Origin of the sequence: Paenibacillus sp. FSL H8-0280, from assembly GCF_045040665.1 — a bacterium.
GTDB lineage: Bacteria > Bacillota > Bacilli > Paenibacillales > Paenibacillaceae > Paenibacillus > Paenibacillus xylanexedens_A.
Map to the genome: position 1 here is coordinate 4,083,335 of NZ_CP150296.1, position 25,363 is coordinate 4,108,697.

General features: G+C 42.7%; 25 protein-coding genes. 5 read left to right on the plus strand and 20 right to left on the minus strand.

Features of this window, described 5'->3' with window-relative positions:
* Nucleotides 1–154: 154 nt before the first annotated feature.
* Nucleotides 155–700, plus strand: coding sequence for a cupin domain-containing protein (locus tag MHI12_RS17815; protein WP_047843398.1), 546 nt, complete (start codon nucleotides 155–157; stop codon nucleotides 698–700).
* Nucleotides 701–796: 96 nt separating this feature from the next.
* On the opposite strand, the gene MHI12_RS17820 is transcribed toward MHI12_RS17815, so the two are convergent.
* The 8 genes from MHI12_RS17820 to MHI12_RS17855 all read right to left on the minus strand — a co-directional run bounded on the left by MHI12_RS17820 (nucleotide 797) and on the right by MHI12_RS17855 (nucleotide 7,851).
* Complete coding sequence (locus MHI12_RS17820) at nucleotides 797–1,471, minus strand: GntR family transcriptional regulator (protein ID WP_091020712.1); 675 nt, start codon at nucleotides 1,469–1,471, stop codon at nucleotides 797–799.
* 102 nt (nucleotides 1,472–1,573) lie between these two features.
* Nucleotides 1,574–3,208 (minus strand): extracellular solute-binding protein, encoded by a 1,635-nt coding sequence (locus MHI12_RS17825; protein ID WP_405169924.1) that lies wholly within the window; start codon nucleotides 3,206–3,208, stop codon nucleotides 1,574–1,576.
* Between the two features lie 100 nt (nucleotides 3,209–3,308).
* A complete protein-coding gene (locus MHI12_RS17830; RefSeq protein ID WP_036613592.1) occupies nucleotides 3,309–4,181 on the minus strand; it encodes a carbohydrate ABC transporter permease in 873 nt (290 codons plus the stop codon).
* A gap of 12 nt (nucleotides 4,182–4,193) precedes the next feature.
* Nucleotides 4,194–5,123 carry an ABC transporter permease subunit gene (locus tag MHI12_RS17835; RefSeq protein ID WP_339177159.1) on the minus strand — a complete coding sequence of 310 codons (930 nt, stop codon included), beginning with the start codon at nucleotides 5,121–5,123 and terminating at the stop codon, nucleotides 4,194–4,196.
* Nucleotides 5,124–5,713: 590 nt separating this feature from the next.
* The gene (locus MHI12_RS17840; RefSeq protein ID WP_405169925.1) at nucleotides 5,714–6,505 is read right to left on the minus strand and encodes an HAD family hydrolase; all 792 of its coding nucleotides are present in this window, start codon (nucleotides 6,503–6,505) and stop codon (nucleotides 5,714–5,716) included.
* Between the two features lie 28 nt (nucleotides 6,506–6,533).
* Nucleotides 6,534–7,043: a hypothetical protein gene (locus MHI12_RS17845; RefSeq protein WP_017688037.1), complete on the minus strand. Its 510-nt coding sequence runs from the start codon at nucleotides 7,041–7,043 to the stop codon at nucleotides 6,534–6,536.
* Nucleotides 7,044–7,168: 125 nt separating this feature from the next.
* On the minus strand, nucleotides 7,169–7,378 hold the full coding sequence (locus tag MHI12_RS17850; RefSeq protein WP_017688036.1) for a DUF896 domain-containing protein: 210 nt from the start codon (nucleotides 7,376–7,378) through the stop codon (nucleotides 7,169–7,171).
* A 95-nt stretch (nucleotides 7,379–7,473) separates the two neighbouring features.
* A complete protein-coding gene (locus MHI12_RS17855; RefSeq protein ID WP_091020706.1) occupies nucleotides 7,474–7,851 on the minus strand; it encodes a LysM peptidoglycan-binding domain-containing protein in 378 nt (125 codons plus the stop codon).
* 296 nt (nucleotides 7,852–8,147) lie between these two features.
* Here MHI12_RS17855 and lexA point away from each other — a divergent pair, with 296 nt between their 5' ends.
* Nucleotides 8,148–8,774, plus strand: coding sequence for a transcriptional repressor LexA (gene lexA / locus MHI12_RS17860; protein ID WP_017688034.1), 627 nt, complete (start codon nucleotides 8,148–8,150; stop codon nucleotides 8,772–8,774).
* Between the two features lie 105 nt (nucleotides 8,775–8,879).
* Here the strand turns inward: lexA and MHI12_RS17865 are convergent, their stop codons facing one another.
* Nucleotides 8,880–10,181: an aldehyde dehydrogenase gene (locus tag MHI12_RS17865; protein ID WP_405169926.1), complete on the minus strand. Its 1,302-nt coding sequence runs from the start codon at nucleotides 10,179–10,181 to the stop codon at nucleotides 8,880–8,882.
* Between the two features lie 592 nt (nucleotides 10,182–10,773).
* Between MHI12_RS17865 and MHI12_RS17870 the strand changes: the two genes are divergently transcribed.
* Complete coding sequence (locus tag MHI12_RS17870) at nucleotides 10,774–11,253, plus strand: hypothetical protein (RefSeq protein WP_405169927.1); 480 nt, start codon at nucleotides 10,774–10,776, stop codon at nucleotides 11,251–11,253.
* Between the two features lie 924 nt (nucleotides 11,254–12,177).
* Nucleotides 12,178–12,519: a hypothetical protein gene (locus tag MHI12_RS17875; RefSeq protein WP_405169928.1), complete on the plus strand. Its 342-nt coding sequence runs from the start codon at nucleotides 12,178–12,180 to the stop codon at nucleotides 12,517–12,519.
* Between the two features lie 90 nt (nucleotides 12,520–12,609).
* On the opposite strand, the gene MHI12_RS17880 is transcribed toward MHI12_RS17875, so the two are convergent.
* On the minus strand, nucleotides 12,610–12,954 hold the full coding sequence (locus MHI12_RS17880; protein WP_405169929.1) for a hypothetical protein: 345 nt from the start codon (nucleotides 12,952–12,954) through the stop codon (nucleotides 12,610–12,612).
* 91 nt (nucleotides 12,955–13,045) lie between these two features.
* Here MHI12_RS17880 and MHI12_RS17885 point away from each other — a divergent pair, with 91 nt between their 5' ends.
* The gene (locus MHI12_RS17885) at nucleotides 13,046–13,267 is read left to right on the plus strand and encodes a hypothetical protein (protein WP_405169930.1); all 222 of its coding nucleotides are present in this window, start codon (nucleotides 13,046–13,048) and stop codon (nucleotides 13,265–13,267) included.
* 263 nt (nucleotides 13,268–13,530) lie between these two features.
* Here MHI12_RS17885 and glnA read toward each other — a convergent pair whose 3' ends face one another.
* The 10 genes from glnA to MHI12_RS17935 form a co-directional block, all read right to left on the minus strand.
* Nucleotides 13,531–14,859 carry a type I glutamate--ammonia ligase gene (gene glnA / locus MHI12_RS17890; protein WP_340962918.1) on the minus strand — a complete coding sequence of 443 codons (1,329 nt, stop codon included), beginning with the start codon at nucleotides 14,857–14,859 and terminating at the stop codon, nucleotides 13,531–13,533.
* Between the two features lie 129 nt (nucleotides 14,860–14,988).
* Nucleotides 14,989–15,402, minus strand: coding sequence for a MerR family transcriptional regulator (locus MHI12_RS17895; RefSeq protein ID WP_017687924.1), 414 nt, complete (start codon nucleotides 15,400–15,402; stop codon nucleotides 14,989–14,991).
* A gap of 82 nt (nucleotides 15,403–15,484) precedes the next feature.
* Nucleotides 15,485–16,738 carry a methionine gamma-lyase family protein gene (locus tag MHI12_RS17900; RefSeq protein ID WP_341007897.1) on the minus strand — a complete coding sequence of 418 codons (1,254 nt, stop codon included), beginning with the start codon at nucleotides 16,736–16,738 and terminating at the stop codon, nucleotides 15,485–15,487.
* Nucleotides 16,739–16,821: 83 nt separating this feature from the next.
* On the minus strand, nucleotides 16,822–18,108 hold the full coding sequence (hflX, locus tag MHI12_RS17905) for a GTPase HflX (protein WP_341007898.1): 1,287 nt from the start codon (nucleotides 18,106–18,108) through the stop codon (nucleotides 16,822–16,824).
* Nucleotides 18,109–18,232: 124 nt separating this feature from the next.
* Entirely contained in the window at nucleotides 18,233–19,204 is a 972-nt protein-coding gene (locus MHI12_RS17910; RefSeq protein ID WP_036613563.1) for an AAA family ATPase, read from the minus strand.
* Between the two features lie 110 nt (nucleotides 19,205–19,314).
* Nucleotides 19,315–19,878 (minus strand): DUF402 domain-containing protein, encoded by a 564-nt coding sequence (locus MHI12_RS17915; RefSeq protein WP_036672757.1) that lies wholly within the window; start codon nucleotides 19,876–19,878, stop codon nucleotides 19,315–19,317.
* A gap of 300 nt (nucleotides 19,879–20,178) precedes the next feature.
* Complete coding sequence (locus MHI12_RS17920; RefSeq protein WP_405169931.1) at nucleotides 20,179–22,839, minus strand: PBP1A family penicillin-binding protein; 2,661 nt, start codon at nucleotides 22,837–22,839, stop codon at nucleotides 20,179–20,181.
* Nucleotides 22,840–23,009: 170 nt separating this feature from the next.
* Nucleotides 23,010–23,252: an RNA chaperone Hfq gene (gene hfq, locus MHI12_RS17925; protein ID WP_017687918.1), complete on the minus strand. Its 243-nt coding sequence runs from the start codon at nucleotides 23,250–23,252 to the stop codon at nucleotides 23,010–23,012.
* A 373-nt stretch (nucleotides 23,253–23,625) separates the two neighbouring features.
* Nucleotides 23,626–24,582: a tRNA (adenosine(37)-N6)-dimethylallyltransferase MiaA gene (gene miaA / locus MHI12_RS17930; protein WP_036672759.1), complete on the minus strand. Its 957-nt coding sequence runs from the start codon at nucleotides 24,580–24,582 to the stop codon at nucleotides 23,626–23,628.
* Nucleotides 24,563–25,348: a class I SAM-dependent methyltransferase gene (locus tag MHI12_RS17935; protein ID WP_340905269.1), complete on the minus strand. Its 786-nt coding sequence runs from the start codon at nucleotides 25,346–25,348 to the stop codon at nucleotides 24,563–24,565. Before MHI12_RS17935 ends, miaA begins: the two co-directional genes overlap by 20 nt.
* Nucleotides 25,349–25,363 lie beyond the last annotated feature (15 nt).

Sequence of the window (25,363 nt, forward strand, 5' to 3'; positions counted from 1 at the left end):
CTCTTAGTTTAACAGAAACTAACTTAATGTGAAAGATCGGGTTTGGTCCCGAAACATGGCGGGTTTGCACGAATATGAACGGAATTTGAGAATCGACAAAAACAAAGCAATCCGATATAATTCAATTAAACCAAGTGGAAAAGAGGGAAAGAACATGGCTGAAATTGTTATCCGAAATACGAACGAACGCATCACTGGTGACGAAAATGTTCGAAATTTCTTGAACAAATACGAAGTATTATATGAGAAGTGGGACGCATCCAAACTGAACACTGATCTGCAAAATAACTTTGGATTAACTGATGAACAGAAAACCGAGGTTTTGGAAACTTACGATTATGAAATCAGAGATTTGGCTGCACGTCGCGGATACCAGATCTGGGATGTCATCACGCTGTCCGAACAAACACCAGATATCGAAGAAAAGCTGGCCAAGTTCGAAGAGATCCACACCCACGCTGAAGATGAGATCCGTGCAATTGTTGCTGGTAAAGGAATCTTTGTTATCAAAGCTACAGATGATGTGGGCTACTTTAATGTAGAACTGTCTCCTGGAGACGTTATCTCTGTACCTGAGAATACACCGCACTTCTTCACTTTAATGGAGAACAAACAAATTATTGCTGTACGTCTGTTCATCGAAAAAGATGGCTGGATTGCAGATCCATACCCTGATCCTACTTTTATCAAACAAGCCTAACTCTCTCGTGTTACAACTTGCTTAACCAAAACCCCTGTTCAATTGAACAGGGGTTTTCGCATATGCATATGGAGAGTAGTATACAACATCGGTGCATTATATAAAATAATGCGGGTATTTCGCCTTAATCGATTCCTGTTCAATAACAACTAGTCTAAGATGAGCTTCCATCACCTGAACAGCTTGCTCGGTCTGACGCTCTGTGATAAGACGATAAATCTCTTTGTGTTGGGAGATAATGACCTCCAGGTTGGAGTCCTCGGCTAGACGTAATAAACGCAATCGATTAAACGGGATATTCAGTTGTTGCAACATTTTCCATGTTCTCAGCTTACCCGTGCCCTGGAACAAAATCTGATGAAACTCTTCATCCAGTTCAAAAAGCCGATAGAAATTGTTTTTTCCTATACAGACTTCCTGCATTGCAATGTTGGTTTCAAGTCGAAATCTGAACTCTTCAGGAAAAGAAACACAAGCCAAAGTCACGATTTCCTTCTCCATCTTCTCCCGCATAAACCTGCCTTCTTCCACATGCTCCAGATTAATATGAGAGACGATCGTTCCACTCTGGGGAATAATGTCCAGCAGTTCTTCTTCAGCAAGCTTCATGAATGCTTCTCTAACGGGTGTTCTGCTCACCTGCAGTTCATCTGCAATCTCTTTCTCTGAAATCTTGGTGCCCGGCTTAAGTTCCAGGTGAAGAATTCGTTCTTTTAACAGGTTATATGAATATGCCCGGGTCGAGCCTCTAATTTTTTGATTAAGTGACATGCCTAGACCTCTTTCTATCAGCCGTATTCATTCATCTTAGCACAAATTACCGTTCCACTTATATATCGGTGTGAAACGGTAATCTGGCCAACATCAACTATATTATTTCTTGTTTTCTTTGTAAGCTTTGTACGTATCATTTGCCAGCTTCAGATAATTAGATAATCCTTGACTCTCCAGCTCTTTGGCAAACGTATCGAATTCAGACAAGTCCCGCTCACCCAAGATAAATTTAAGTGTATTTTGATCCGAATAGTCTTTCAGTGGTGTACTCAGAAGTGTCACCCGTTCACGGTCCTCTGAAGAGTAAGGAATTGGTGGTTCTGCCGGGATCACTTCCTTGGTATCCTTCATGTCTTGCTGGAATTTCAACTCTTCTTCACTAAACATCGATTGCAGCAGATCTGTGGTACCCCCGTAGGCAAATACTCCACCAGAGAAACCAAAGTCAATACGCAGATCCTTCGTGCCTTTAGGATTCAAGCCATTGTAGTTCACATCTTCTACCAATTTACGTTTTCCGCCCTCTTTGGTAAATGTTTCGCCTTCAACGCCCCATTTAGCAAACTCTTGACCCTCATCACTGTAGTATAACCAATCCACAAATTGCATAATGGCTTTGAAGTTTTCGTTTTTTTGAATTTTCCCGGATATCATGACACCGTTTTCAAGTCTGGAGCCAGACATTAATTGCCCTTTTGGCCCACCAGGAACTGTAATCTTCGCAACAGAGTATTTACCTTCTCCCAGCGTTTTGTTCATATCATTTCGGTGCAGCACCACCGTTTGGGAATTACCATTAATCATGAATGATTTGCCGGATACAAATTTCTGTACAGCCTGATCATCATCCTGTGTGAAACTTTCTTTGTCCAGCAATCCTTCGGATACCAACTTGTTAAAGTAGGTTAGCATTTCTTTGTATTCTGGTGTTGTAGCCGTGTATACAAATTCATCCTGATCTTCCTTATACGTCAATCCGTTACCAAAACCCCATCCAGCCTTGGTACCAAAGCCAGTAGCAGCGATGTTCAACGTACTATTAAATTGGAATCGGTCCGAAAACGGAATGGAATCCGGATAAATCTCTTTCAGTTTCTTCGCTGCATCATACAATTCGTCCCATGTCGTCGGAATCGTGATGTTATTTTCTTCAAAAACATCCGTTCTTACGAGTAGTGTGTAATCTGGCCATACTTCTTCATGCAGACCCGGGAGTACATAGTATTTCCCATCTTCCTGTCGAAGTCCTTCAAGTTCATCTTCCAATCCCCATTTTTCCACTTTATCCTTGAAGTTTGGCATCAAATCAATATAATCACTAATTGGTAAAATCGCACCGGAGGACACAAATGCAGACTCTTCACCTGGATACGTTTTAGGAATAACCAGTGGTGCATCACCGGAGCTAATCAACAGAGATCTCTTCTGAGGATAATCACTCATGGGTACAATCGTTGGCTCAAGCGTAACACCCGTCAGTTCGGTAATTTTATCAAAAAGTAACCAGTCTTTTTTATATGGATAACTAGGTTGATCACTATATAGTATGGAGAGATTAAATGGCTCGGTCGCCTTGAATGTATCCCCTACATTGTACGTCTCCATCGCTGCCTTGGTTTGAACTTCTGTGACGTCACCTCCAGCTCCGGTACCGCTGCTACATGCTGCCAGAACAACGGTCATCATTGATGCCAACACCATTTTACCAACAAACTTACGTGGCTTTTGATTCATTTAGGTTATCCCCCTGAATTTGGTTTAGGTTGACCTTGCCTTAAAACTTTTTAAACAACCTCTAAAAGTTAATCATGTGAATCAATTTGTCTGGTACGCATTACTGTTTGACAGACCCCAACATGATACCGGTTACAAAGTATCTTTGGACAAATGGATATATGGTAAGTATCGGCAAGATGGTTAATACCATCGTTACTGACTTAATATTGGCAGCAATCTGTGTCAGGTTATCAGCTGAGGTTGCACCGGCAGATGCCCCACTTGTCGCTCCTGCAATCATATTGCGCAAATAAATGGTGACCGGGAACAGTTCTTTTTTGTCCAGATACAGAAAGGCTGGGAACCAGGAATTCCAATGACCTACTGCGTAGAACAGCACCATGGTTGCCATAACTGCTTTACTAAGCGGCAATATAATGCGTAACAAAATCCCGTATGTGTTCAAGCCGTCAATGGAGGCAGCTTCCTCCAGTTCTTCAGGCATATTTTCAAAAAATGACTTCATGATCAGCATGTTATATATGCTAATTGCGCCAGGAACAACAAGTGCCCACATGGTGTTGTTGAACCCAAGGGAATTAATCAACACATAGTTTGGAATCAATCCACCACTGAAGAACATGGTGAATACGGCAAACATCGTCAGAAACTTGCGACCCATCAACCTCTTTTTGGATAGGGCATATGCGAAAATGGTCGTCATGAACATTGAGATTAACGTACCTACTACAGTGTAGATAATCGTATTTTTATAATTCGTCCAGAACATGCTGTCACGTGAGATGGTTTTGTATGTCTCCACATTGAATCCTCTTGGGAACAAACTAACCTTACCCGAATTAATATAGGACTCACTGCTGAAGGATTGTGCCACGACATTTAAGAATGGATAGAGCGTTATAAATACCACGAACAGCAGAAAGATGACATTGAATACTTTAAATACCTTGTAAGATCTGGATTCCTGCATGATGCTCCTCCTTTACCATAAGCTTCTTTGTGTCAGTCTGCGTGAGATGGCATTTACGGAGAACACCAGAATCAGACCGATCAGCGATTCGAACAAGCCAATTGCGGTAGCATAACTGAAGTTACTCGATTCCAGTCCGACCCGATACAGGTAAGTGGAGATCACATCAGATGTCTCATAGATAAGCGGATTGTACAAGAGTAAGATTTTTTCAAATCCAACTGCCAGGAAGTTACCCATGTTCAAAATCAATAACGTCACAATCGTTGGCAAGATCCCTGGTAACGTTACATGAATCGTTTGCTTCCACCGATTGGCACCATCGATACGTGCAGCTTCATACAAAGAATCATCAATGGTTGTCAGAGCAGCCAGATACAGAATCGCTCCCCAACCCATACCCTGCCATACCTCAGAAGTGATATAGATTGTTCTGAACCACTCAGCCCGCTGCATAAAAGGAATATTGTCTCCGGTGAAGAAAGCCACCAGTCCATTAATGGAACCATTCACTGCTGTCAGCTGCAGGATCATACCCGCAACGATAACGATGGACAGAAAATGAGGCAGATAAGACGCGGTCTGTACAAACTTTTTGAATCGTTTACTCTTCACTTCGTTAAGCATCAAGGCAAAAATGATTGGAACCGGGAATGTAAAGAGCAATGCAAGTCCGCCCAACATCAGCGTATTACCGAATACTCTCCAGAAGGTAGGGTCCTCAATGAACATTTTGAAGTACCTTAATCCAACCCACGTTTCTCCAAATATACTTCCCCCGGGAACAAAACGTCTGAACGCAATCACATTACCGATCATCGGCCCATATTTAAAGATAAGTAGATAGATGATGGGAAGGATTAATAGTGAATACAACTGCCAGTCTTTGCGGAACAAAGTTGCTGCCGTTCGTAATCTGCTCTCTTTACGTAAAGATGTCATGGTTAACGTTGTTTTAGCGGTTTCCGACTCCATGTGTTTTCACTCCGATCCAGGACTTGATAAGTAAGAGTAATTCAGGTACATTTCCCATCGTTTCTCCTCTTGTAGAAGACAACAACTCCTTTAACTTCACCCCCACTACCAAATAGATAATTGCTAAAATGTAAGCGATATCAATTTGATGTATTATGTAGAATCACACAATCCAAGGTGCTTCACATCATTAATTAGCACTTACTAAGTGGTGTGATCTCCAAATCGAAAGAAGCTTTTTCAAAATATTAAGCGCTTACAATCAATCGAAAATAATAAGCAATAACTCCCTGCTTCCATTTTAATGAAGTAAGTCAAAAAGGAATTGCTTTAGGACAATCTAAATACTAGTCATACTAGTATGTTAGTTATATTCTAATCCAGCTTCCCCCTAATTTCAATAACTTTTAGCAAAAAAAATGGAGATCTCATTTAACAAGGTAATTTAGTCAATAAGTTCAAATAAAAAAACATTGGTAACTTCAAGAACGACATCATCGTTCATTGAAGCTTCCAATGTTTCAGGGTGCTGAGGAAAGATGTTATAGCTGATCTGCTTAGAAATTAGCAATAAGCTGATTTAATTCCGATAAATGTGTTATTTCATGGTCTGGCGCATACGTTTCATTGTTGGTCTTATGCTCACGGTTAATCCATACGGATTGGATGCCAGATGATAAAGCACCACGAATATCAGTCGTTAACTTGTCTCCAACCATCATGCTCTCTTCGGGTTTAACACTCAGTTTACTCAAAGCATGTTCAAATATCGACGGATCTGGTTTTCCTTTTCCGAAGTTACCCGAGATAATAATCTCATCAAAGAATGGAGTCAATTCAGGTACACCATCCAACTTCTCTTGTTGCAAAGCAGGACAACCGTTCGTTAACAGCAACAGTTTGTACTTTCCTTGTAACTGACGCAAGGTATCCATCGTTTCTTCGTATACATGAGGTCTGGATCTCCGTTCTACTCCAAACTGCGCGGCCAGTTGTTCAGCAAGATCTTCCCGATCTATACCCAACTTCAACAAGCCACGACGCCAGGATTCTTTACGGTATACTGGAGCAAGTTGTTCCAACTGACGGAATTCGGGTTGATCCCCACCAGTAAAGTTCGCCCATAGGCCTTCAAACGGATTGATTCCAATCATTTTGGTAAAAGGAAAGGTTTCATATGATTCATACAGTCCACGTGCCTCATTACGCACAGCTTCTTCAAGTTCTTCTGGTTTGACCCCAGTCTCTTGCGCTGCAATTAGACAAGTCTCATGAAAAGCTTCTCGAACACTACGCTCATCCCACAATAAAGTATCATCTAGGTCGAACAAAATCGCTTTTAACGCCATTCCGATCATCTACCCCTTTATGCAATAATTACTTTTCGACGGTTTCCACGGTGATCTGGTGTGCTTTTGCAAACTTCAGTAAACGTTCTGCAATCGCATCTGTATCGTAACGGTTCAATAACTTGGTAAACACCCATCTTTTCCCGCGACTGTTATGTTCGATTACAACCGTACCTGGTTCAATTCTGAATTTAACGATATCGTCAACCCCAATTGAACGTTCACGATTACCCTTCGTCGTTATAATCCGATTACTGCTAATCTTGATGTATGGACGGCGAAGCATGAAGATGACTGCCAAAAATACGTAAAGCAGCATGGTCACCCAGTCCCAAGTTGTCATTGGAGCTTGCACAAGGAATGTGCTCATAAACAGATACAAAAAGGCGAGACCGATCAAAAATATTGGGAACAACAAGCTGCGTCCCTTAAAGACTTCTTCACCTGGTGTACCAGTGATTGGTTGACCACTTTTTTTGCGTTGCTGATTTAACTGCTTGGAATTTTTCTTAACCGTTCTCTCGAACGAACGCGACATGAGAATCCCCCTTATGTGTCTTTGTATCGGCTTACATAACTGTAAACCAACATTTCCCCCTATAAATTGCACACTCAAAATAACAGGAAGAAACCTAAATATCATAATGATATCATTAGGTTTCGTTAGTGTTTGAGTTTGCCTTGGTGGCCTTTGTCATTCTCATCATCAACAATCTCAATGGTATCCAGTTGTTGTCTGAAATTGCTGCGAATATTGCTCAAATAAATCTCTCTTAGCTCGGCACGTTCAGCAAGTTCTTCCTCCGACAATCCAGTGGACTTTTGCTTACGAGCCAATTCGTTAATGCGTGCTACCAGACTATCTATATCCAAGCTTGTCCCCTCCAAAAATACAAAGTCATATTAACTTTGCCATGATAAAGGCAGCTTGTCAAGCTGACACGCGCTAACACTCATTGATGTGCATTTTATTCTGCAAATTGCGGTAGAGCTAGTACTTGACCCACTTGGATGGAAGTCGTATGAAGTTGATTCACTTTCTTAATTGCTTCTATATAAATACGTGTATCCATATTCGTCGGTTTATGTTCCAAAGAAATACTCCATAAGGTTTCCCCTTGTGAAACGGCAATCTTCCCTCCAGGCAGAACATCATTCTCATTGCCAGCAAATACAGTTAAAACAGTGCTGCATCCAATAAATATAATCAAAGAGGTAATGGCTACCTTTAACATCCATGAAGAAATCTTGAAACGCGCTAAAACCTTCTTGTAGTTCCCTATGTTAGACTTCACCAGTTCCGAATTCATCGGTTCATAAATGCTTTGATAAGTAGAATATCTCATTAAATACCCGCCTCCAAACGTTTGTTCCTATCTGTTGAAATCAATATAACACGAACACTTGTTTTGTTCAATAGATTTTTAGAACAATTGTTCGCTTCTTTTTTGAAGGAGAAATATCTTCATTGAAGTTCTTTTGCAAAGTATTTGCAGTATTATGCTCTGCCTTTTGGACAAATTCGGTTCTAAAAGTTAAAAAACACTGATTTAATGCTATTTTATTTAGAACTTATGTTTGTACGAACGGAGGTTCTATGTTATAATTTTCCCAAACGTTACTAAAATGGGGTTGATACGGTATGTCGAAGATATCCAGCAGGCAGCAGGCTATTCTGGAGTTTATACGAAATGAAGTCCGGTTGAAGGGGTATCCTCCTTCCGTACGGGAAATTGGTGAAGCTGTTGGACTGGCTTCCAGCTCAACAGTACATGGACATTTGGATCGTTTGGAGAAAAAAGGTTTGATCCGACGCGACCCTACCAAGCCAAGAGCCATTGAGCTTTTGAGCCAGGAAGAATCTGAGCATTCTCATCAATTTGCTCATAGCGTTGCACGTATTCCTGTCGTTGGTAAGGTCACAGCCGGGGTTCCAATCACTGCAACCGAGAACATTGAAGACTACTTCCCTCTTCCTACACATTATGTAGGCGAACAGAAAGTGTTTATGCTTTCAGTAGTGGGAGATAGTATGGTGGAAGCTGGAATCGTTAATGGAGATTACGTTATTGTCCGTCAACAGCAAACTGCTGATAACGGTGATATCGTCGTTGCAATGACTGAAGACGATGAAGCTACAGTGAAAACGTTCTATAAAGAGAAAGATCATATTCGCCTTCAACCGGAGAATGCGACCTTCGAACCTTTACGTTTGAAACATGTTAGTATTCTGGGTAAAGTCATTGGCCTTTTCCGAGATATTCATTAATATTTAACTTGAGTAACAAAACTAGATGTAATGAAATACGAAAGAGGTTGCCCTGATGAACAGGACAACCTCTTTTTTTCATGTTTATGTTATTTTAGCGGCTAATTATTCACTGCGTTTCAGAACACTTTTGTGATGCGAGAACACATCAAAGCTCTGTTGTCCGTGATATGAGCCCATCCCACTCTCTCCTACACCACCAAACGGGAGATAGTGTGAAGTCATATGAGAAAGTGTGTCATTAATACATCCCCCACCGAAGGACACTTGATTCAGAACCTGCTCCTGCAGTTGCTCATCTTGTGTGAAGAGATATAGCGCCAATGGTTTTGGCCGGCGAACAATCTCATCCAGCATTGGGTTCAGGTCACTGTACGTAAATACAGGAAGAATCGGACCGAAGATCTCTTCTTGCATGACAGCTGATTCCCAGTTCACATCTCCAAGTACAGTCGGCTCAATGAGCAACTGCTCACGTACAGAACGTCCACCAATCAGCGTTTTGCCATCTGTGAGGAATCCCGACAACCGATCAAAGTTACGCGCGTTAACAATATGCGGGAAATCAGCGTTCAATAACACATCATCCCCAAATTTATCTTTGATCTCTGCGCCAATCATATCGATCAGTTCATCATGAACTTGTTCATGCACAAGCAAGTAATCCGGAGCAACGCATGTTTGCCCCGCATTGAGGAACTTACCACGAACAATCCGCTGGGCCACCAGCTTCAGATCTGCATCGTTATGGACAATAGCAGGACTCTTACCACCCAACTCAAGAGTTACAGGAGTCAGATGCTCCGCAGCTGCCTTCATAACAATGCGACCAACACCCGTGCTTCCTGTGAAGAAAATATAATCAAACTTCTCTTTCAACAATGCGGTGCTGGCTTCAACTTCCCCTTCCATAACGGCAATATACTCCTGAGGGAAAATCTCATGAATCAGATCATACGTCAGACGAGATACGGCTGGTGTTAATTCAGAAGGCTTGATAACTGCACAGTTACCGGCTGCAATTGCTCCAATCAGTGGACCAAAGGCCAGTTGGAAAGGGTAATTCCAAGGTGCAATAATAAGCGCCACTCCGTATGGTTCCGGATAAATGGTGCTCACCCCATCCGGCATAGCCGAATTGGTTGGGACTTGTTTAGGTGCAGCCCATTCCTGCAGGTGTTCTAATGCAAAATCCAGTTCACCCAAAACAATACGAATCTCTGAACCGTAAGCTTCCGCCTCTGATTTGTTCAAATCTGCCCGAAGTGCATCTTGAATCCGTTGCTGATACTTTTCAATTCCTTTTCTAAGCTGTTGAAGCGCATTAATCCGATACTTGATATTTTTAGTTTGTCCTGTATAAAAAAATGTACGTTGTTCTGTCACTAGTTGTTTTGCTTGATTCATATTAACATCTCCAATTAATTATTTAAAATTAAATTGCTCAAAATTTAATTAAAGTATACCTCTTCTATATGAAACTTTCAACATACAAATGAAACATTGATTTGTATGTATTTGGACGATGTTTGCAATTTTAAATGTGTGAATGCTAGAATTCCTTTCTATCTCGTGGCTTTCAAGTTGCCTTATGAGGGTGCTATGTAAGTCTTTCATTCTATAGACAGTATCAGCTTACTGCGATAGTAGGTGAGTTTTGGTTTTAAATTCAACAGTCTCATGGAATACATCTATTATCGTAGCAGGTTATTCTAATATCTGAGTAAAAGGATGAATGGCTAAGGAGAAATGAATAAATGTTCAGTCGTTGCCTGATAAGAACAACTGAGATGTCTAAAGACAAGGTGCCGCAAGAAGTTAGAAGTTCGCGACTATTTAGGACAGACTGACTGATACAATGACCTTTATTAAGGTTTATGAGAGGCTATCCTCTTCTAGTTGCGACTCCACATGTATTAGCTTTTCCTCTCATTTACATAGAAAAATATACCTAGGTCTGATAGACTATATGCAGAATACATATATTGGAGGAATCATCTTGAAAAAAGCATCACTTTTATTGTCAGCCTTAATGTTAACAATAGCAATAACAGCTTGTGGAAGTGAGACAGAAAAAACAGCCAATACAGTGCCTGTGAAATCAACTGAAACAGAACTAGTAGAAACGAATGTATTAGTAGACACTGAGCAAGCAAAAGAAGAAACTAAGCAAGATGAAGTAGCAGAAACAGTTGAAGCAATCGAATATGAACTTGATGGTTTAAAAATATCGGAAGTGTCCGTCAAAGATGATAATGGGATGTGGTCTTTAACAGCCTCTATTGAAAACACTGATAAAGAATTCGAAGTTGCTTTGCTCAAAGCGACCATTAACGACAAAGACGGAAAACAAATCGGTACAGCAGACGGTACGGCTGACTTCCTGGGAAAAGGTGAAAGCAAAACGGTTGAGTTTTACTCAATGGATGATCTTACGGGTTACGATTCTTTCAAATTTCAGATTGACAGTAAAATGTAATGAAGATCGGATTGTGAAGCCCAGCCTGAAAGAGCATTTGCCAGCTCAAACCAATATAAATAAGTCATCGTTCATCTAACTGGATATGGATAGCTATGAAATCCGAAATGGGCATTTTATAACTAAGTTTACCATCAGACGAAAATCGACATTGTTAAGAAAAGTCTAATTAAATGAAAATAAGGCCTGTCAGCTAAGTGCTGATAAGGCCTTATTCTATTTCTAAACGCCTGGAAGTATCTCTTATAAAAATTATCTACATTTAGCGATAAAGTAGCACTCATAATTTTTCAATTACTTAGTAAATTACTCTGAAAAATCTCTTTGATTGATCTTGTTAATAACTATTTTTGCTCATTTATTTCGCACAAATAGTGAACTTTTGTGGGCAATTTGGTTTTTGATTAAGTATGTTGAGAATTGTCCACAAAAAGAAAAACCCCTCAGCGCTAGAGCACCAAGGAATTTAGCTATTAGTACAACTTGATATATTGATCGCGTTCCCATTGATGGACTGGTATGCAGTTTATGTACGATCGCTTCATATTATAGTTTCTTTCAATATTTATGCGCTATTTACGAAATAGAATAGGAACTAAAGTTCGTAGTCGATCATAGCTTTTCACGACATTGGGGACATTTAGGAGACAATTTGGGGGATGTCCCACAAACTTTAAATGAACCGTCAGTACAGCTCCAATGGATCATAATCATATATCAGAAACACCCCTTTATAATAAGCGGTCTGGCGATGCCGATTGCCACACTCAAAAGCATCGACTAAAAGGTTAGCGAGTTTTCTTATTTATCAAAACAAAAATAGTAGTGTAAAAACTTAAATTTTTAATTATTGTATATATTTTCCATATAAGGTATGATATATTTACCGATCGGGATAAAATAACTAAAGGGAGAGTAGATTAAATGAAAAAGAAATTACTTGCTGGATTATTAGCTGTATCTGCATGTTTTTCAGTTGGATCCACGTCCTTCGCTGCTGATGCAACTATTTCAACACCTAATTCTTCACCATCGGAAATGTCCCAGGTGATAGCACCTCATGCTTTTTTTGAGCGCGATATTTACCTAAAAGTAGGCCAACCTGGACAATGGTATAGCGGCTACACTTATGATGTAATCTATAGCGATGGCGCTTGTGATATTGGCCCTGACTTTTTAGTTACTCCTATTCAACCTGGGCTTACAGTTGTAAGTGCAAACCACGGTACTTATACGATACTTTTCAAATTCCATGTTAGCTATTAGTATCAACGAACAATGACAAACTTTAGTGCACCCATGCCAGATGCACTATAATAACAGGCGCTGTCAGAAGTCCCTCCGACAGCGCCTGTTTTAAATCGAACTGGTTTTTCCTATTCTTTCATTACGATAGTTAATAACTAACAACCTCCAAAAATCATAGAAACCTATATTATCATCTATGCAGTCCTTGTAATACTCATAACCTTCTTCTGTCCATTTAGGATATTCCATGTTCTCCTTTGCCTTCTGAAGTGTAATCCACTTGGTCTGCGATTTAACAATGGCCTTCAGATCCTCCAACTGTTTCATCACTTCTATCGCCATAGGCTTCTCCCCCTTCACGGATTTAGTCTTTAGTCCCAGGTATGCCACAACACCATGAACATGACCGTCAATAATCGCATCAATCAACGAAGCCTGCTTGAGACGATCCAAAAAGGAAGTCCACTTTATTGATTCCGATGATATACCATTGTTTATGCAAAACTAACGTCATTATGGTTATGTATACTGGATATTTTTCCGAGTGTTAATTGAAACTGGTATGCGAAAAGGCGAAGCAGTTGCTCTAAAATGGATCGATATTGATTTTGATAATCATTTCATTACAATTGATGAAACTCTAGATTTTACAGCGAAAAACAAAGAAGAATTTTTCGGTGACACCAACAGACAGTGGCAGGAACATAACAAAGGGATACTTGGGGATAGCTACCACCATGACCTTGATCTGATTCTATGTAGGTAAGATAGAAACTTTATGCCTAAATCTTCATTATCTCGCGCATCACAAAACTTTGTGGTCTCCTATCCCTCCCCATTCACTCTCTCCGACATACCTGCGCGGTGCTTTTACTTGACTCTGGGGCACAGAAATTCACTGAGGAAATTTTCGATTAGAAAAATATTTTGTGGGCATTTTGTGGGCACTCTGGTTTTTCTCTAAATATATAGGTACTTGCCCACAAAAAGAAAAACCCCTCAGCGCTAGAGCGCCAAGGGATTGAGCTATTAGTACAACGTGATATATTGATCGCGTTCCCATTGGTGGACTTGTGTGCGGTACATATCCCACTCAATTTCTTTCAGCTCATAGAAGTGAGCCAAGGCGTGGTCGCCGAGAGCATCACAGATGACTTCGCTGCGGATCAATTCATTCAATGCTTCTTTCAGATCAGCTGGCAAGCTTGGAATGCCTTCTTCCACACGCTCTTCTTCTGACATGATGTAGATATTACGGTCAATTGGAGCTGGTAAGGAAAGCTCACGTTTGATTCCGTCCAGACCTGCTTTCAACAGAACAGACAAAGCCAGGTAAGGGTTAGCAGCCGGATCCGGGTTACGAACCTCAACACGTGTACTCAGACCACGGGAAGCTGGAATACGAATCATTGGGCTACGGTTACTAGCAGACCATGCTACATAACAAGGTGCTTCATAACCTGGTACAAGACGTTTGTATGAGTTCACAGTTGGGTTAGTAATTGCTGCAAATGCACGCGCATGCTTCAGAGTTCCAGCCATGAAGTGACGAGCAGTTTTGCTCAGACCCAACTCGTCCGACTCATCAACAAATGCGTTCTCATTGCCTTTGAACAAGGATTGGTTACAGTGCATACCGGATCCGTTCATACCAAACAACGGTTTCGGCATGAATGTAGCATGTAAACCATGCTGACGTGCAATCGTTTTAACAACGAGTTTGAACGTTTGGATCTGGTCAGCAGCTTTCAGAGCATCAGCATATTTAAAGTCGATCTCATGCTGACCTGGAGCTACCTCATGGTGGGAAGCTTCGATCTCAAAGCCCATTTCTTCAAGTGTGATAACGATGTCACGACGACAGTTTTCACCAAGATCCGTAGGCGCAAGGTCGAAATAACCACCTTGGTCATTCAATTCGTTAGTTGGGTTTCCTTTTTCGTCTGTTTTGAACAAGAAGAACTCGGGTTCAGGACCAACGTTAAAGGAAGTGAATCCCATATCTTGGGCTTCCTGCAGGTTTCGTTTCAAGATGCCACGTGGATCTCCTGGGAACGGATTACCATCCGGAAGATATACGTCGCAAATCAGACGTGCAACACGGTTCTCTGCAACCCATGGGAAAATAAGCCAAGAATCTAGATCTGGATAGAGGTACATGTCGGACTCTTCAATACGTACATAACCTTCAATGGAAGATCCATCGAACATCATTTTGTTATCCAGAGCCTTAGTCAACTGACTCACAGGAATCTCAACGTTTTTGATAGCTCCAAGCAAATCAGTAAATTGCAATCGAATGAATCGTACGTTTTCTTCTTTCGAAATGCGGAGAATGTCTTCTTTTGTATAACTCACTATAACCTCTCCCTTTCTTATCTGCGTATTTGGCTTGCCTGTTATATTTGTACATTAGAAAGTTCCACGGGTCAAGGAGTCTCACACCAAAAGTACGTGTTTTCCCCTCACTCGCCAAGTTATGCGAATTTAATTTTTATTAAAGAATCGGGAAAGCTCTCCCTGAATGAGAGATACTTGTCCTGGTCTCTTACCTGATACTAGCTGCTGCTTCAGCAAGCGGTGCAACTGCGTATCGGACAGCTCTCTGCGTTTAACTTCAGTATCTGGCGTGATCACTGTAGCTTCCTCGGATTCTTTTGAAACAGGATTCATCACTTGTTTGATGCCCGCGATGTTAACTCCTTTTTCAATCAAAGCCTTGATCTCTAGCAATCTCTCTACGTCATTAAAAGAGAATAACCGTTGATTACCTGACGTTCTCGCAGGAACGATCAAGCTGTGCTGCTCATAGTAACGAATCTGACGTGCAGACAGATCCGTAAGTTTCATTACAATACCAATTGGGAATAAGGCCATATTTCTGCGGATTTCATCACCCATGTTCATCAACCTTCCAGTCATCTATTCTTCACCCTATTGTACATTTAGTTATTACCAAGTGTCAATGACGTGTTAGATAAACTCACAATAATTTACGATCTTTCATCGTCTGTAACGCCATCAAAACGCCATATTTGACATGAGAGTACGTTAATCCGCCTTGCATATACCCGATATACGGCTCCCGAATAGGCGCGTCGGCTGATAATTCCAGACTTCCACCCTGAATGAACGTACCTGCCGCCATAATGACAGGGTGCTCATAACCAGGCATATCCCACGGTTCAGGAACCACATGACTATCCACAGCTGCTGCACGCTGAATCCCCTGCACGAAGGCAATCAGATGCTCGGCAGAGCTAAACTTAACAGCCTGGATCAGATCTGTGCGAGCTTCATTCCAGGCGGGTTTGGTTACAAATCCGGATTCAGCAAACATCGCAGCAGCAAACGTACTTCCTTTGATAGCTTGTCCTACAATTGTCGGTGCCATGTAAAGTCCTTGGTAGATGCCACGTGTTGTCCCCAGCATTGCTCCAACCTCTCCCCCAATTCCAGGGGCTGTTAGACGATAAGCTGCCAGCTGTACGTATTGTTCCTTCCCACATATGTATCCACCGGTTTCCGCAATGCCTCCACCAGGATTCTTGATGAGTGATCCGGCCATCAGATCAACTCCGACTTCTGTCGGTTCAAGTTCCTCCGTGAATTCACCGTAACAATTATCTACGAATACGATGACATCTCCCTTAAGCGCTTTAACACGCGTAACCATGTCAGCAATCTCAGCAACACAGAAGGAGGAGCGCCAGTCGTAACCACGTGAACGTTGAATTCCAATGACTTTTGTAGCTGGTGTAATGCTTTTTTCAACTGCTGTCCAGTCCACTCCACCTTCATCAGTTAAGGCCGTCTCACGGTAACCGATGCCAAAATCGCGTAATGAACCTGTGCCATCACCGGGTTTGCCAATAACTTTATGCAATGTGTCGTAAGGCTTACCCGTGATGTACAATAATTCGTCACCTGGACGCAAAACTCCAAAGAGAGCTGTACTAATCGTATGAGTACCTGAAGCAAAATGAGGACGCACCAACGCGGCTTCCGCGCCGAATACATCAGCATATACTTCATCAAGCACTTCACGCCCACGATCGTTATAGGCATAACCTGTTGAACCTGCAAAGTGAAAATCACTTACTTTTCGCTGTTGGAAAGCATTAATCACCTTCCATTGATTGTGATCTGTGATCCGATCAATCTGTTGCAGTTGTCCTTCAATCTGACGCTCCACTTGACGTTGAAGTTCAGATATTTCTGAATCAAAGCTTACCATCTTACTTCATTCCCCTTCATAGCACGAATCTGACGTCGAATATCCATTATCGTGTAACTTATCACATCAATATGTCATGAATATTACAATTCAATGAATTCTTCAAGCATATAACCAAATTTCTCATATTCACCTTTTTGCAATTCAACTTCATAAATGACATCATTCTCTTCAAAGCTGGTCTCCACAACATCACCAATTTTATAGAGTACCGACGTAAGATCACCACGTTCTGCTGGAATACGGAAGCGCTTCGTATCACCTGTCAACTCTGTCTGAATGAATTCACGGATTTTAAGCAGATCCTCCGAGTCCAATGCGCTTACTTTAATATGGCCTTTATCCAATGGAAGCATCTCAAGCTGCTCTGGTGTGCACGCATCTTTTTTGTTATACAGGACTAACTGCGGCTTGTCCCCTGAACCAAGTTCTTGCAGAATCGTATTAACCGTCCGCATCTGATCTTCACGCATAGCTGATGAGGCGTCCACAACATGCAGGATCAGGTCTGCTTCATTCACTTCCTCCAGCGTTGCACGGAATGCTGCAATCAGATCATGCGGTAGATTTTGAATAAATCCAACCGTGTCGGTAAGTACGATTTCTTTTCCACTTGGAAGTTCCATCGTACGTGATGTGGGATCCAATGTAGCGAATAGCTGATCTTGAATATACACATCTGCAGCCGTCAACTGCTTGAGCAAGGTTGATTTGCCAGCATTGGTATAACCAACAAGGGCTACCTGAACAATACCTGTTTTTTTACGGCGTTCACGATGCAATTTACGATGACGAGTCAATTCTTCCAGATGACGCTTCAGATCATCGATACGACCACGAATGTGACGGCGGTCTGTCTCCAGCTTGCTTTCACCCGGGCCTCTTGTTCCGATTCCGCCCCCGAGTCTGGACAGGTTCTTACCATGACCCGACAACCGTGGCAGCAAATAGCTATGTTGAGCCAATTCCACTTGAATGATACCTTCTCTAGTGTTGGCACGTTGTGCAAAGATGTCCAAAATCAATTGGGTACGGTCAATAATTTTGAGGTCGAGTGTTTCTTCCAGATTACGAACCTGTGCACCTGACAATTCCTGATCAAAAATAGCCGTAGTTGCTCCCAGTTCCTCTGCAATCGCACGGAGCTCTTCCACCTTACCTTTACCAATGAACCATTTGGTATCACGTTTTTCCCTGTTCTGAGAAAGTACACTTAGCACTTCCACTCCAGCTGTCTCGGCAAGTTTCACCAGTTCCTCTAAAGAGTACTCAGGGTTGATACCTGTACGTTTTACATCATCCGTAACAAGACTCACCAAGACGGCACGATCTTTTTTGACCATATCTGTATCATGTGTACCATTTGTCATGTATATGTTCACTCCCTCTAATTACTAAATTAATCCATTGATCTACATTGCCACGAATATGCCATGGCATACCTTAAGCCGAACCGGTTGGCCCGGCCGGCTGGTGTAAAAACTATATTATCGCTTACTTTCGCTCAAAGTTCAAATCCTCTGTACGGATTGTCATCAGCTCCAGTTTTCCTGGACTGCCTTCCGAGTATTGTTCCAACAAACGAACCGCCTGATGCCTGATCGAACGCTCAATGGCATTACGAACGTATCTGGCGTTACTGAACGCATGCAGCGAATCATTTTTTTCCTGAAGCAAATGCTGCTTTAGTTTGAGTATGGTCTGTGGCATTAGAATATAATCGCGCTCTTTGGCCATAATCTCAGAGATTTGAATCAACTGATCAATGCTATAGTCTGGAAACTCCACTTGAATGGGAAAGCGGGAAGGTAATCCGGGATTGGTCTGGAGAAAAAAATCAATTTCATCTGAATAACCAGCCAATATGAGGATAAATTGGTTTTTATTGTCTTCCATTGATTTTACAAGCGTATCAATAGCTTCCTTTCCAAAATCTTTCTCTCCACCGCGGGCCAAACTGTAAGCTTCGTCAATGAACAATATCCCACCGAGTGCCTTCTTAACCAGATCTCTTGTTTTCTGCGCCGTGTGACCGATATATTCTCCAACCAGATCTGCACGTTCTACTTCAATAAGATGACCTTTACTTAACACACCCATCTTCTGAAAGAGTTTGGCAACGATCCTAGCCACGGTGGTCTTACCGGTTCCCGGATTGCCTTTGAAGATCATATGATACACGTGCGCACCACTAAGTAAGCCTGCTTCGGTACGCATCTGAGCAATCTGTAGAAAAGCATAGATCTCAAACACCAAGTCTTTGATATTTTCAAGTCCAACCAGTTGCTCCAATTCACCCTGTATCTCTTGGAAGTGCGCATGTTTGGTTATACTCTTGGCTGCCTGTACTGCCGCTGCTTCATCTTTGACCAACATCTGAGGTTCCTGGTTACGCAACACAATATTAATTTGTCTGGATGGTCTGCCTCCTGGTTGCTCTCCTGCAGCCATGACCCGTCCGTTCATTCGCCATCACCTCTATTTTATCGGGCTGAACTCTCCTGATTATTAATGTATTCTATCAGGTGCTCCAATATTAGAAGGATCATGAAGAATTCTACGGATAAGTAGATGTCTCAAATCTGAATGTTTTTTCGAAACTCTCCGTTCTCAAACAAACTCGGCCTATGCTTCAGTGATAACTGAAAGTATGGGAATACATGTGCATCAATGGCATGCAGCAGTTCCTTAGCCGTCTTGTTAGCCAAGTCATAATCACCCGTTGTAATATGCTTCCGTGACAGTGCGTCTTCAAGCTCATCTTCATCCAGCAAAAATACTTCTCCATCTTTCAGTACAACGACATCCAGATACAGGTCATCAAACCAAGGAACACCCTGATCGGTTATCCCCTGACTACGACATGTATCAATATACCACTCTACAATTCGTTCCTGATCGTCAAACATCGCTGTAACAACAAAGTGCTCTCCCTTCGGATAGTATTGCAGCCAGGAATAACCTTTATCTGCGATACAGAAGGTACTGCCTCCATATGTTTTCCACAGAGGTTCTTTCAAATCCTGTATGGTGTACAACGTAATATAACCTGTGAAAATTTTGGATTGAACGAACCGGCATGTGAATTGTCGGTTCGTAATCCGGCGCCAGTTCGCGCGATCCCCGAATTTCCGTTTCATACGAACCCCTCTTTGCCGACTACAGGTCCGTGACCTGCTCTGATGTTATTGGTGAACAATGTAATAACGTCCGCCTGATGGATTCCAGCGCTCTGGGCCCGCCCTTGCACAACGTATTACGAATAGCTACAGCTTACCATATTTAAGGTTTACACTCAAAATCAAGCTTTGTCCCACCTATTCATCAAATCAGCTTCCATTACAGTTGGTTCCGTATAACACAAAAAACTGCTTCACCGGTTTCCCGGGAAGCAGTTTTTTCAATGTAGCTATAATGTAGCTATTTAGTGATTCATTCGCTTAGCCGCCGGTGCCAGCTTGAGAATCTGCAGGTGCATCTGTCCCTCCAGTATCCCCACTTGTTCCGCTGTCCGGAGTTACAACCTCGCCTGGCGTTGTTACGGCCCCATCATCGGGACCTTCACCATTTCCGCCAGGATCTGTTGTGCCCTGACCAGGCGGGGTCGTATTGCCTTCCCCAGGTTGACCGTTTCCGCCGTTATTACCACCGTTGCCATTGTTTCCGTTATTACCATTACCATTTCCGTTGTTGCCATTTTCATTTCCATTACCGTTATTACCGTTCGAGTTGCCATTATCCGGTGAACCATTGTCCGGATTCTCCGTACCTGGCTGCTCAGGATCTATCTCTGTTCCAGGGTCTATACCAGGATCAGGTTCCTCCGGCGGCATTTCCTGTGCTTCAATCATCAAGGAAATGGTGTTGGAAGGATCCGTCTCAAGTCCTGATGCCAAGTCGTAAGCTGTCACATAGTACTCATAGGTTAGACCAGGCAACGCACTTAAATCTTGTGCATTGGTCGCTCCTATTGCATCAATGAGATGAGTGAACTGGGCTTCAGATGTTTCTTTCCGATAAATCCGATATTGCGTACTCGCGTCACCCGTTCCAGTCCAACTCAGGGAGACGGTTTGTGCATTTGGATCGTACGATCCACTCAGCCCACTAACGGACAGAGCCGGCTTTTCTGGTTCTTCTACTGGCGGAGGTGCCTGCCCTCCAGCTGGTGCTTTGAATTGCTTCACTGGAACGCCTTTTAAAGCATCTCCCATGACTTTGGCAAAGAAAGCTGCTGACAGCTTACTGCTGTTCTTAAGCATATGATTGGCATCCGGATTGTCATAGCCCATCCAGACTGCGGCAGTCCATTCCGGTGTGTATCCAACAAACCATACATCACGGTTGGCACTGTTGCCAGAGATACCACTTTGAACTGTTCCTGTTTTACCCGCTACCGGACGATCCAGACGCGCTGAACGCCCTGTACCGTCATTAACAACGTTCTGCAGCATCTGTGTAAGCTGATACGCATTTTGCTCGCTCATGACACGCGTTGTGTCCGAGTTATCGTGTTTGTACGTGGTTTTGCCTGCGCTATCCTTGATTTCCTTAATCGAATAGGCTTGTCGGTATTCTCCGAGGTTGGCAAATGCACTGTAGGCTTGCGCCATTTCCAGTGTATTTGTACCTTTACTTAGACCACCGAGGGCAATCGCCAAGTTTTTGTCTTCATCTGTCAGCTGTATACCTACACTCTTGGCAAAATTAATGCCTGTGTTAACGCCTATTTTATCAAGGAGCCAAACCGCAGGAATATTTTCCGATTTCGTAATGGCATCCGTCATACTGATCGTTGAAGAATATCCATGCAAGTTACCAGGGCAGTAGTTACCAAAACATTGCTTCGCATTACTCAGCGACGAGTTGGCACTGTAATTTCCTGATTCAAGCGCCGGTGCATAAGATACAATCGGTTTAAAAGCTGAACCCGGTTGTCTGCGACTCTGCGTTACACGGCTATAACCCTTGGTCTGATAATCCCGTCCGCCCAGGAGGGCAACGAGGCTACCATTCTCATGGTTCATGATAACCATGGAGCCTTGGACTTGTTGATCGTCTTTGCTTGCCTCGAACAGATTATCATCTGTGAAGGCAGTTTCCATGGCTGTTTGAGCCTGAGCATCCATAGTTGTATAGATTTTGTATCCGCCGATATTCAGATCATCTTCCGTTTTGCCTGTTACACGTTCAGCTTCACGGAGAACATAATCAATAAAGGCTTGATATTTCTGGTCTTTTTCTGGTCGCTTGTAGTTATAATCTACCGCTTTAGCTTTATCCATCTCTTCCTTCGTAATGTAGCCTTGATCATACATTAGTTGGAGAACAACGCCACGTCGTGCCTTGGAATCGTTCGGATTGCTTACAGGATTGTAGGCAGAAGGCCCCTTGGGCATCGCTGCTAGTGTGGCAATTTCCCACAATTCAAGTTTATTCAGATCTTTTTCTCCAAAATAAAATTCAGATGCCGCTTTAATCCCGTAACGCTGATGACCGAAGAAAATCCGGTTCAGATACATCGTCAGGATTTCGTCTTTTGTGTACTTGCGCTCTAATGCCATGGCAATCGATACTTCCGTTGCTTTACGGAAGAACGTTTTGTCACGGGACAAGAACATGTTCTTGGCAAGCTGTTGGGTTAATGTACTACCACCTTCCACCATGGAACGAGCCATGACGTCCTTAACCGCCGCACGCCCAATGGACCAGATATCCACACCTTGGTGATCATAGAAGCGTTTATCCTCCGTCGCAACAAAGGCTTGCTTCACCAGCTCAGGAATATCGTCTTCTTTGACGGGGTCCAGCTTCTGAATGGATAGCTCCCCCATTAATTGGCCATTGCGATCATATACTTTTGAAGTTTCATTAATTGTGGTTTTGTCCTTATTGGCTTTGAGCAGATTTTCACCACTCACCATAATAAATAAATATCCGCCTAGTGCACAGAATATGGCGATTGCCATTGTGAAAAATAGTGTCCATCCAACGCGTTTACCCGTAATTTTTTTCTTTTTAGAGGTCTTTGGCTTCGCTTTTTTGGGTGACTTGTTATTGTTGTTGCGATTGTTAGACCTCGACAACGGATCGTTTGGCATGTTACCTCCTGACTCCCTTTCGGTTGCATAATTTCTAATCGTCTATAGGCTCAGGCATAAATTAAACATATTTTGCCCGGAATGAAAAGAACAACCCTTTATTCAGGTTGCTCTGTTTCAATACCTATACTTGTAGACGAAATGGTTGGTGAAAAGGTTTCGTAATTTTTTTAAGCTTCGCCGCTGTTATCTTGCTGCATCAGCGATACGCTGCGTTGCGGCGTGAACGTGGAGATGGCATGCTTGTAGACCATTTGCTGGCGTCCGTCGCTGTCAATGACGATCGTAAAATTGTCAAATGCCTTGATCGTCCCGCGGATTTGGAAGCCGTTGGTCAGATAGACCGTAGCAGGAATATTTTCTTTCCGCAGTTGGTTCAAGAACGTATCTTGGATGTTGATGGACTTGTTCATTAGCCGTACCCCCATTGGTTCATTTGAATTCGTGTTCAAGTAATATTCAATATCGCTGAGTAGCTTTCGTGCTATTATATCATGAACAGTTTCATATAATCCACAAAAACCCCTTGTCTGCTATTTTACCCCCATTCTTAGCGAGGTGAACAAATAGAAGACTTATCCATTATACACCGCTTGTCTGTTTTGCAAAAGAGGGACAAATTCTTCATTTTAAAGCACATTTATTCGTTGTTTGCCGAATACTTAATCTCTACCATCTGTTCTAGTGATAAATAAAAACCTCTATCCTTTTGATGACTAAAAGGTAGAGGTTTACATATCTTGATCTAATCGATGCCTGTCAGAAGAATACTAATCATCGCTCAAATCAATCAAATTTCCGTGTAATCAATTCACTTATCTGCTTGTATTTCCCTTCAAAATCCTGGGTATCGGTCATGTCCACCCATTCAATATCCTTCATATGGCGGAACCAGGAAAGCTGCCGTTTGGCAAACCGACGCGTATCCCTCTTCAACCACTCCACCGCAGCTTCCCAACTCACTTCCCCTTGCAGGAACGCTGCAATCTCCTTATACCCCAGCCCTTGCATGGAAATATGACCTCTGGCCACTCCGCGTTCCAACAGGGACTTCACTTCATCCACCAGACCTTGTTCGATCATCAGATCAATCCGCTCTTCTACCCGGGCGTACAACTTCTGCCGATCCATTGTCAAACCAACAATAAGAAGGTCATATGGCGACTCTTTCTTCTGTACTGCCAGCTGATCCGACCACTTCTCTCCTGTGAGATGGTGGATCTCAAGCGCACGTACAATTCGCCGTTGGTCATTCGGATGCAGACGATCCGCACTAACGGGATCAACTTCCCTCAGTCGATCATGAAGGGCCTGAGCTCCATTTAACTCAGCATAGCTGAATTGTTCCTCTCTGAACGCTTCATCTGAACCGCTATCCGAAAATTGGAAGCCGTAACATACCGATTCCACATACAGACCGGTGCCACCAACAATAAAAGGCATTTTACCGCGTTCATGGATTTCACTAATCAATCGTGTACAACTCTCCTGAAACTCGGCCACAGAATACGGATACTCCGGTTCATGGATATCAATGAGATGATGAGGTACACCCTTCATTTCTTCAGAGGTAATCTTGGCTGTTCCGATATCCATTTCACGATATACCTGCATCGAATCGCCTGAGATAATCTCACAATTGAAAGCTTGTGCAAGCTCGATGCTCATTCTTGTTTTGCCTACTGCTGTTGGTCCAACCAACACAAGCAGTTTAGGTTTTGGTTTAACTTCCACTTTCAACATTAATCACTCCGTACAGGGTTTTTGCATTCGCCCGATCAAGTATTTCAAATCCGAGCCTGTCAAACTCCGCGCTGCCGCGCTTTTCTTTCATGACTACCCGTTTACGGGCAACCCGTTTTGCTTCCATAATGCTCTGTTCATCCAGCGCATGAGCATTTGCATAATCTCGCAAGGGCTGTATAGCACTTGAATCCATCATTGGTTCACGGAACATGGGGTCAAAATATACGGTGTCGCAGCTTCGATCCGGCAACGATCGAAGCAAATCGAGATGATTCGCATGATGCAGCTCAATACGCCGGAAAGCTTCATTTACCGCTGGCTTGATCGTCTCATATTGAGACATCCCCTCCACTAGTAGTGTATATAGCGGAAGAGAGCTCTCACATGCAATCACCCGTCCACTTTTGCCCACTGCAACCGAGAACACCAGTGCATCCGTGCCCAGTCCGGCTGTACAATCGATGATGGTATCCCCTTCATTCACCGCCCCCGCCTCCAGCAGTGGATCAGGTTCTCCTCGCAATATACGTTTGGCACGAACAAATCCCATGCTGGGGTGGAACTCCAGCAACGGTGAATCCTTCCGAAATAGACGCACTTTACCCTGGAGTACAACCAGAACCTCCTCCGCCTCATAGTGTTCAATCATCATGGGCAGAGACATTTTATTACGGCGCACGTAAGTACCCCCTGTTGTTTCAGCAAGGTTTCGGGCCCGCTCCACAAGTAAAGCCGCTTCCTTTTCACCGGTTGTAATATACATAGATTCCTCCTAAAT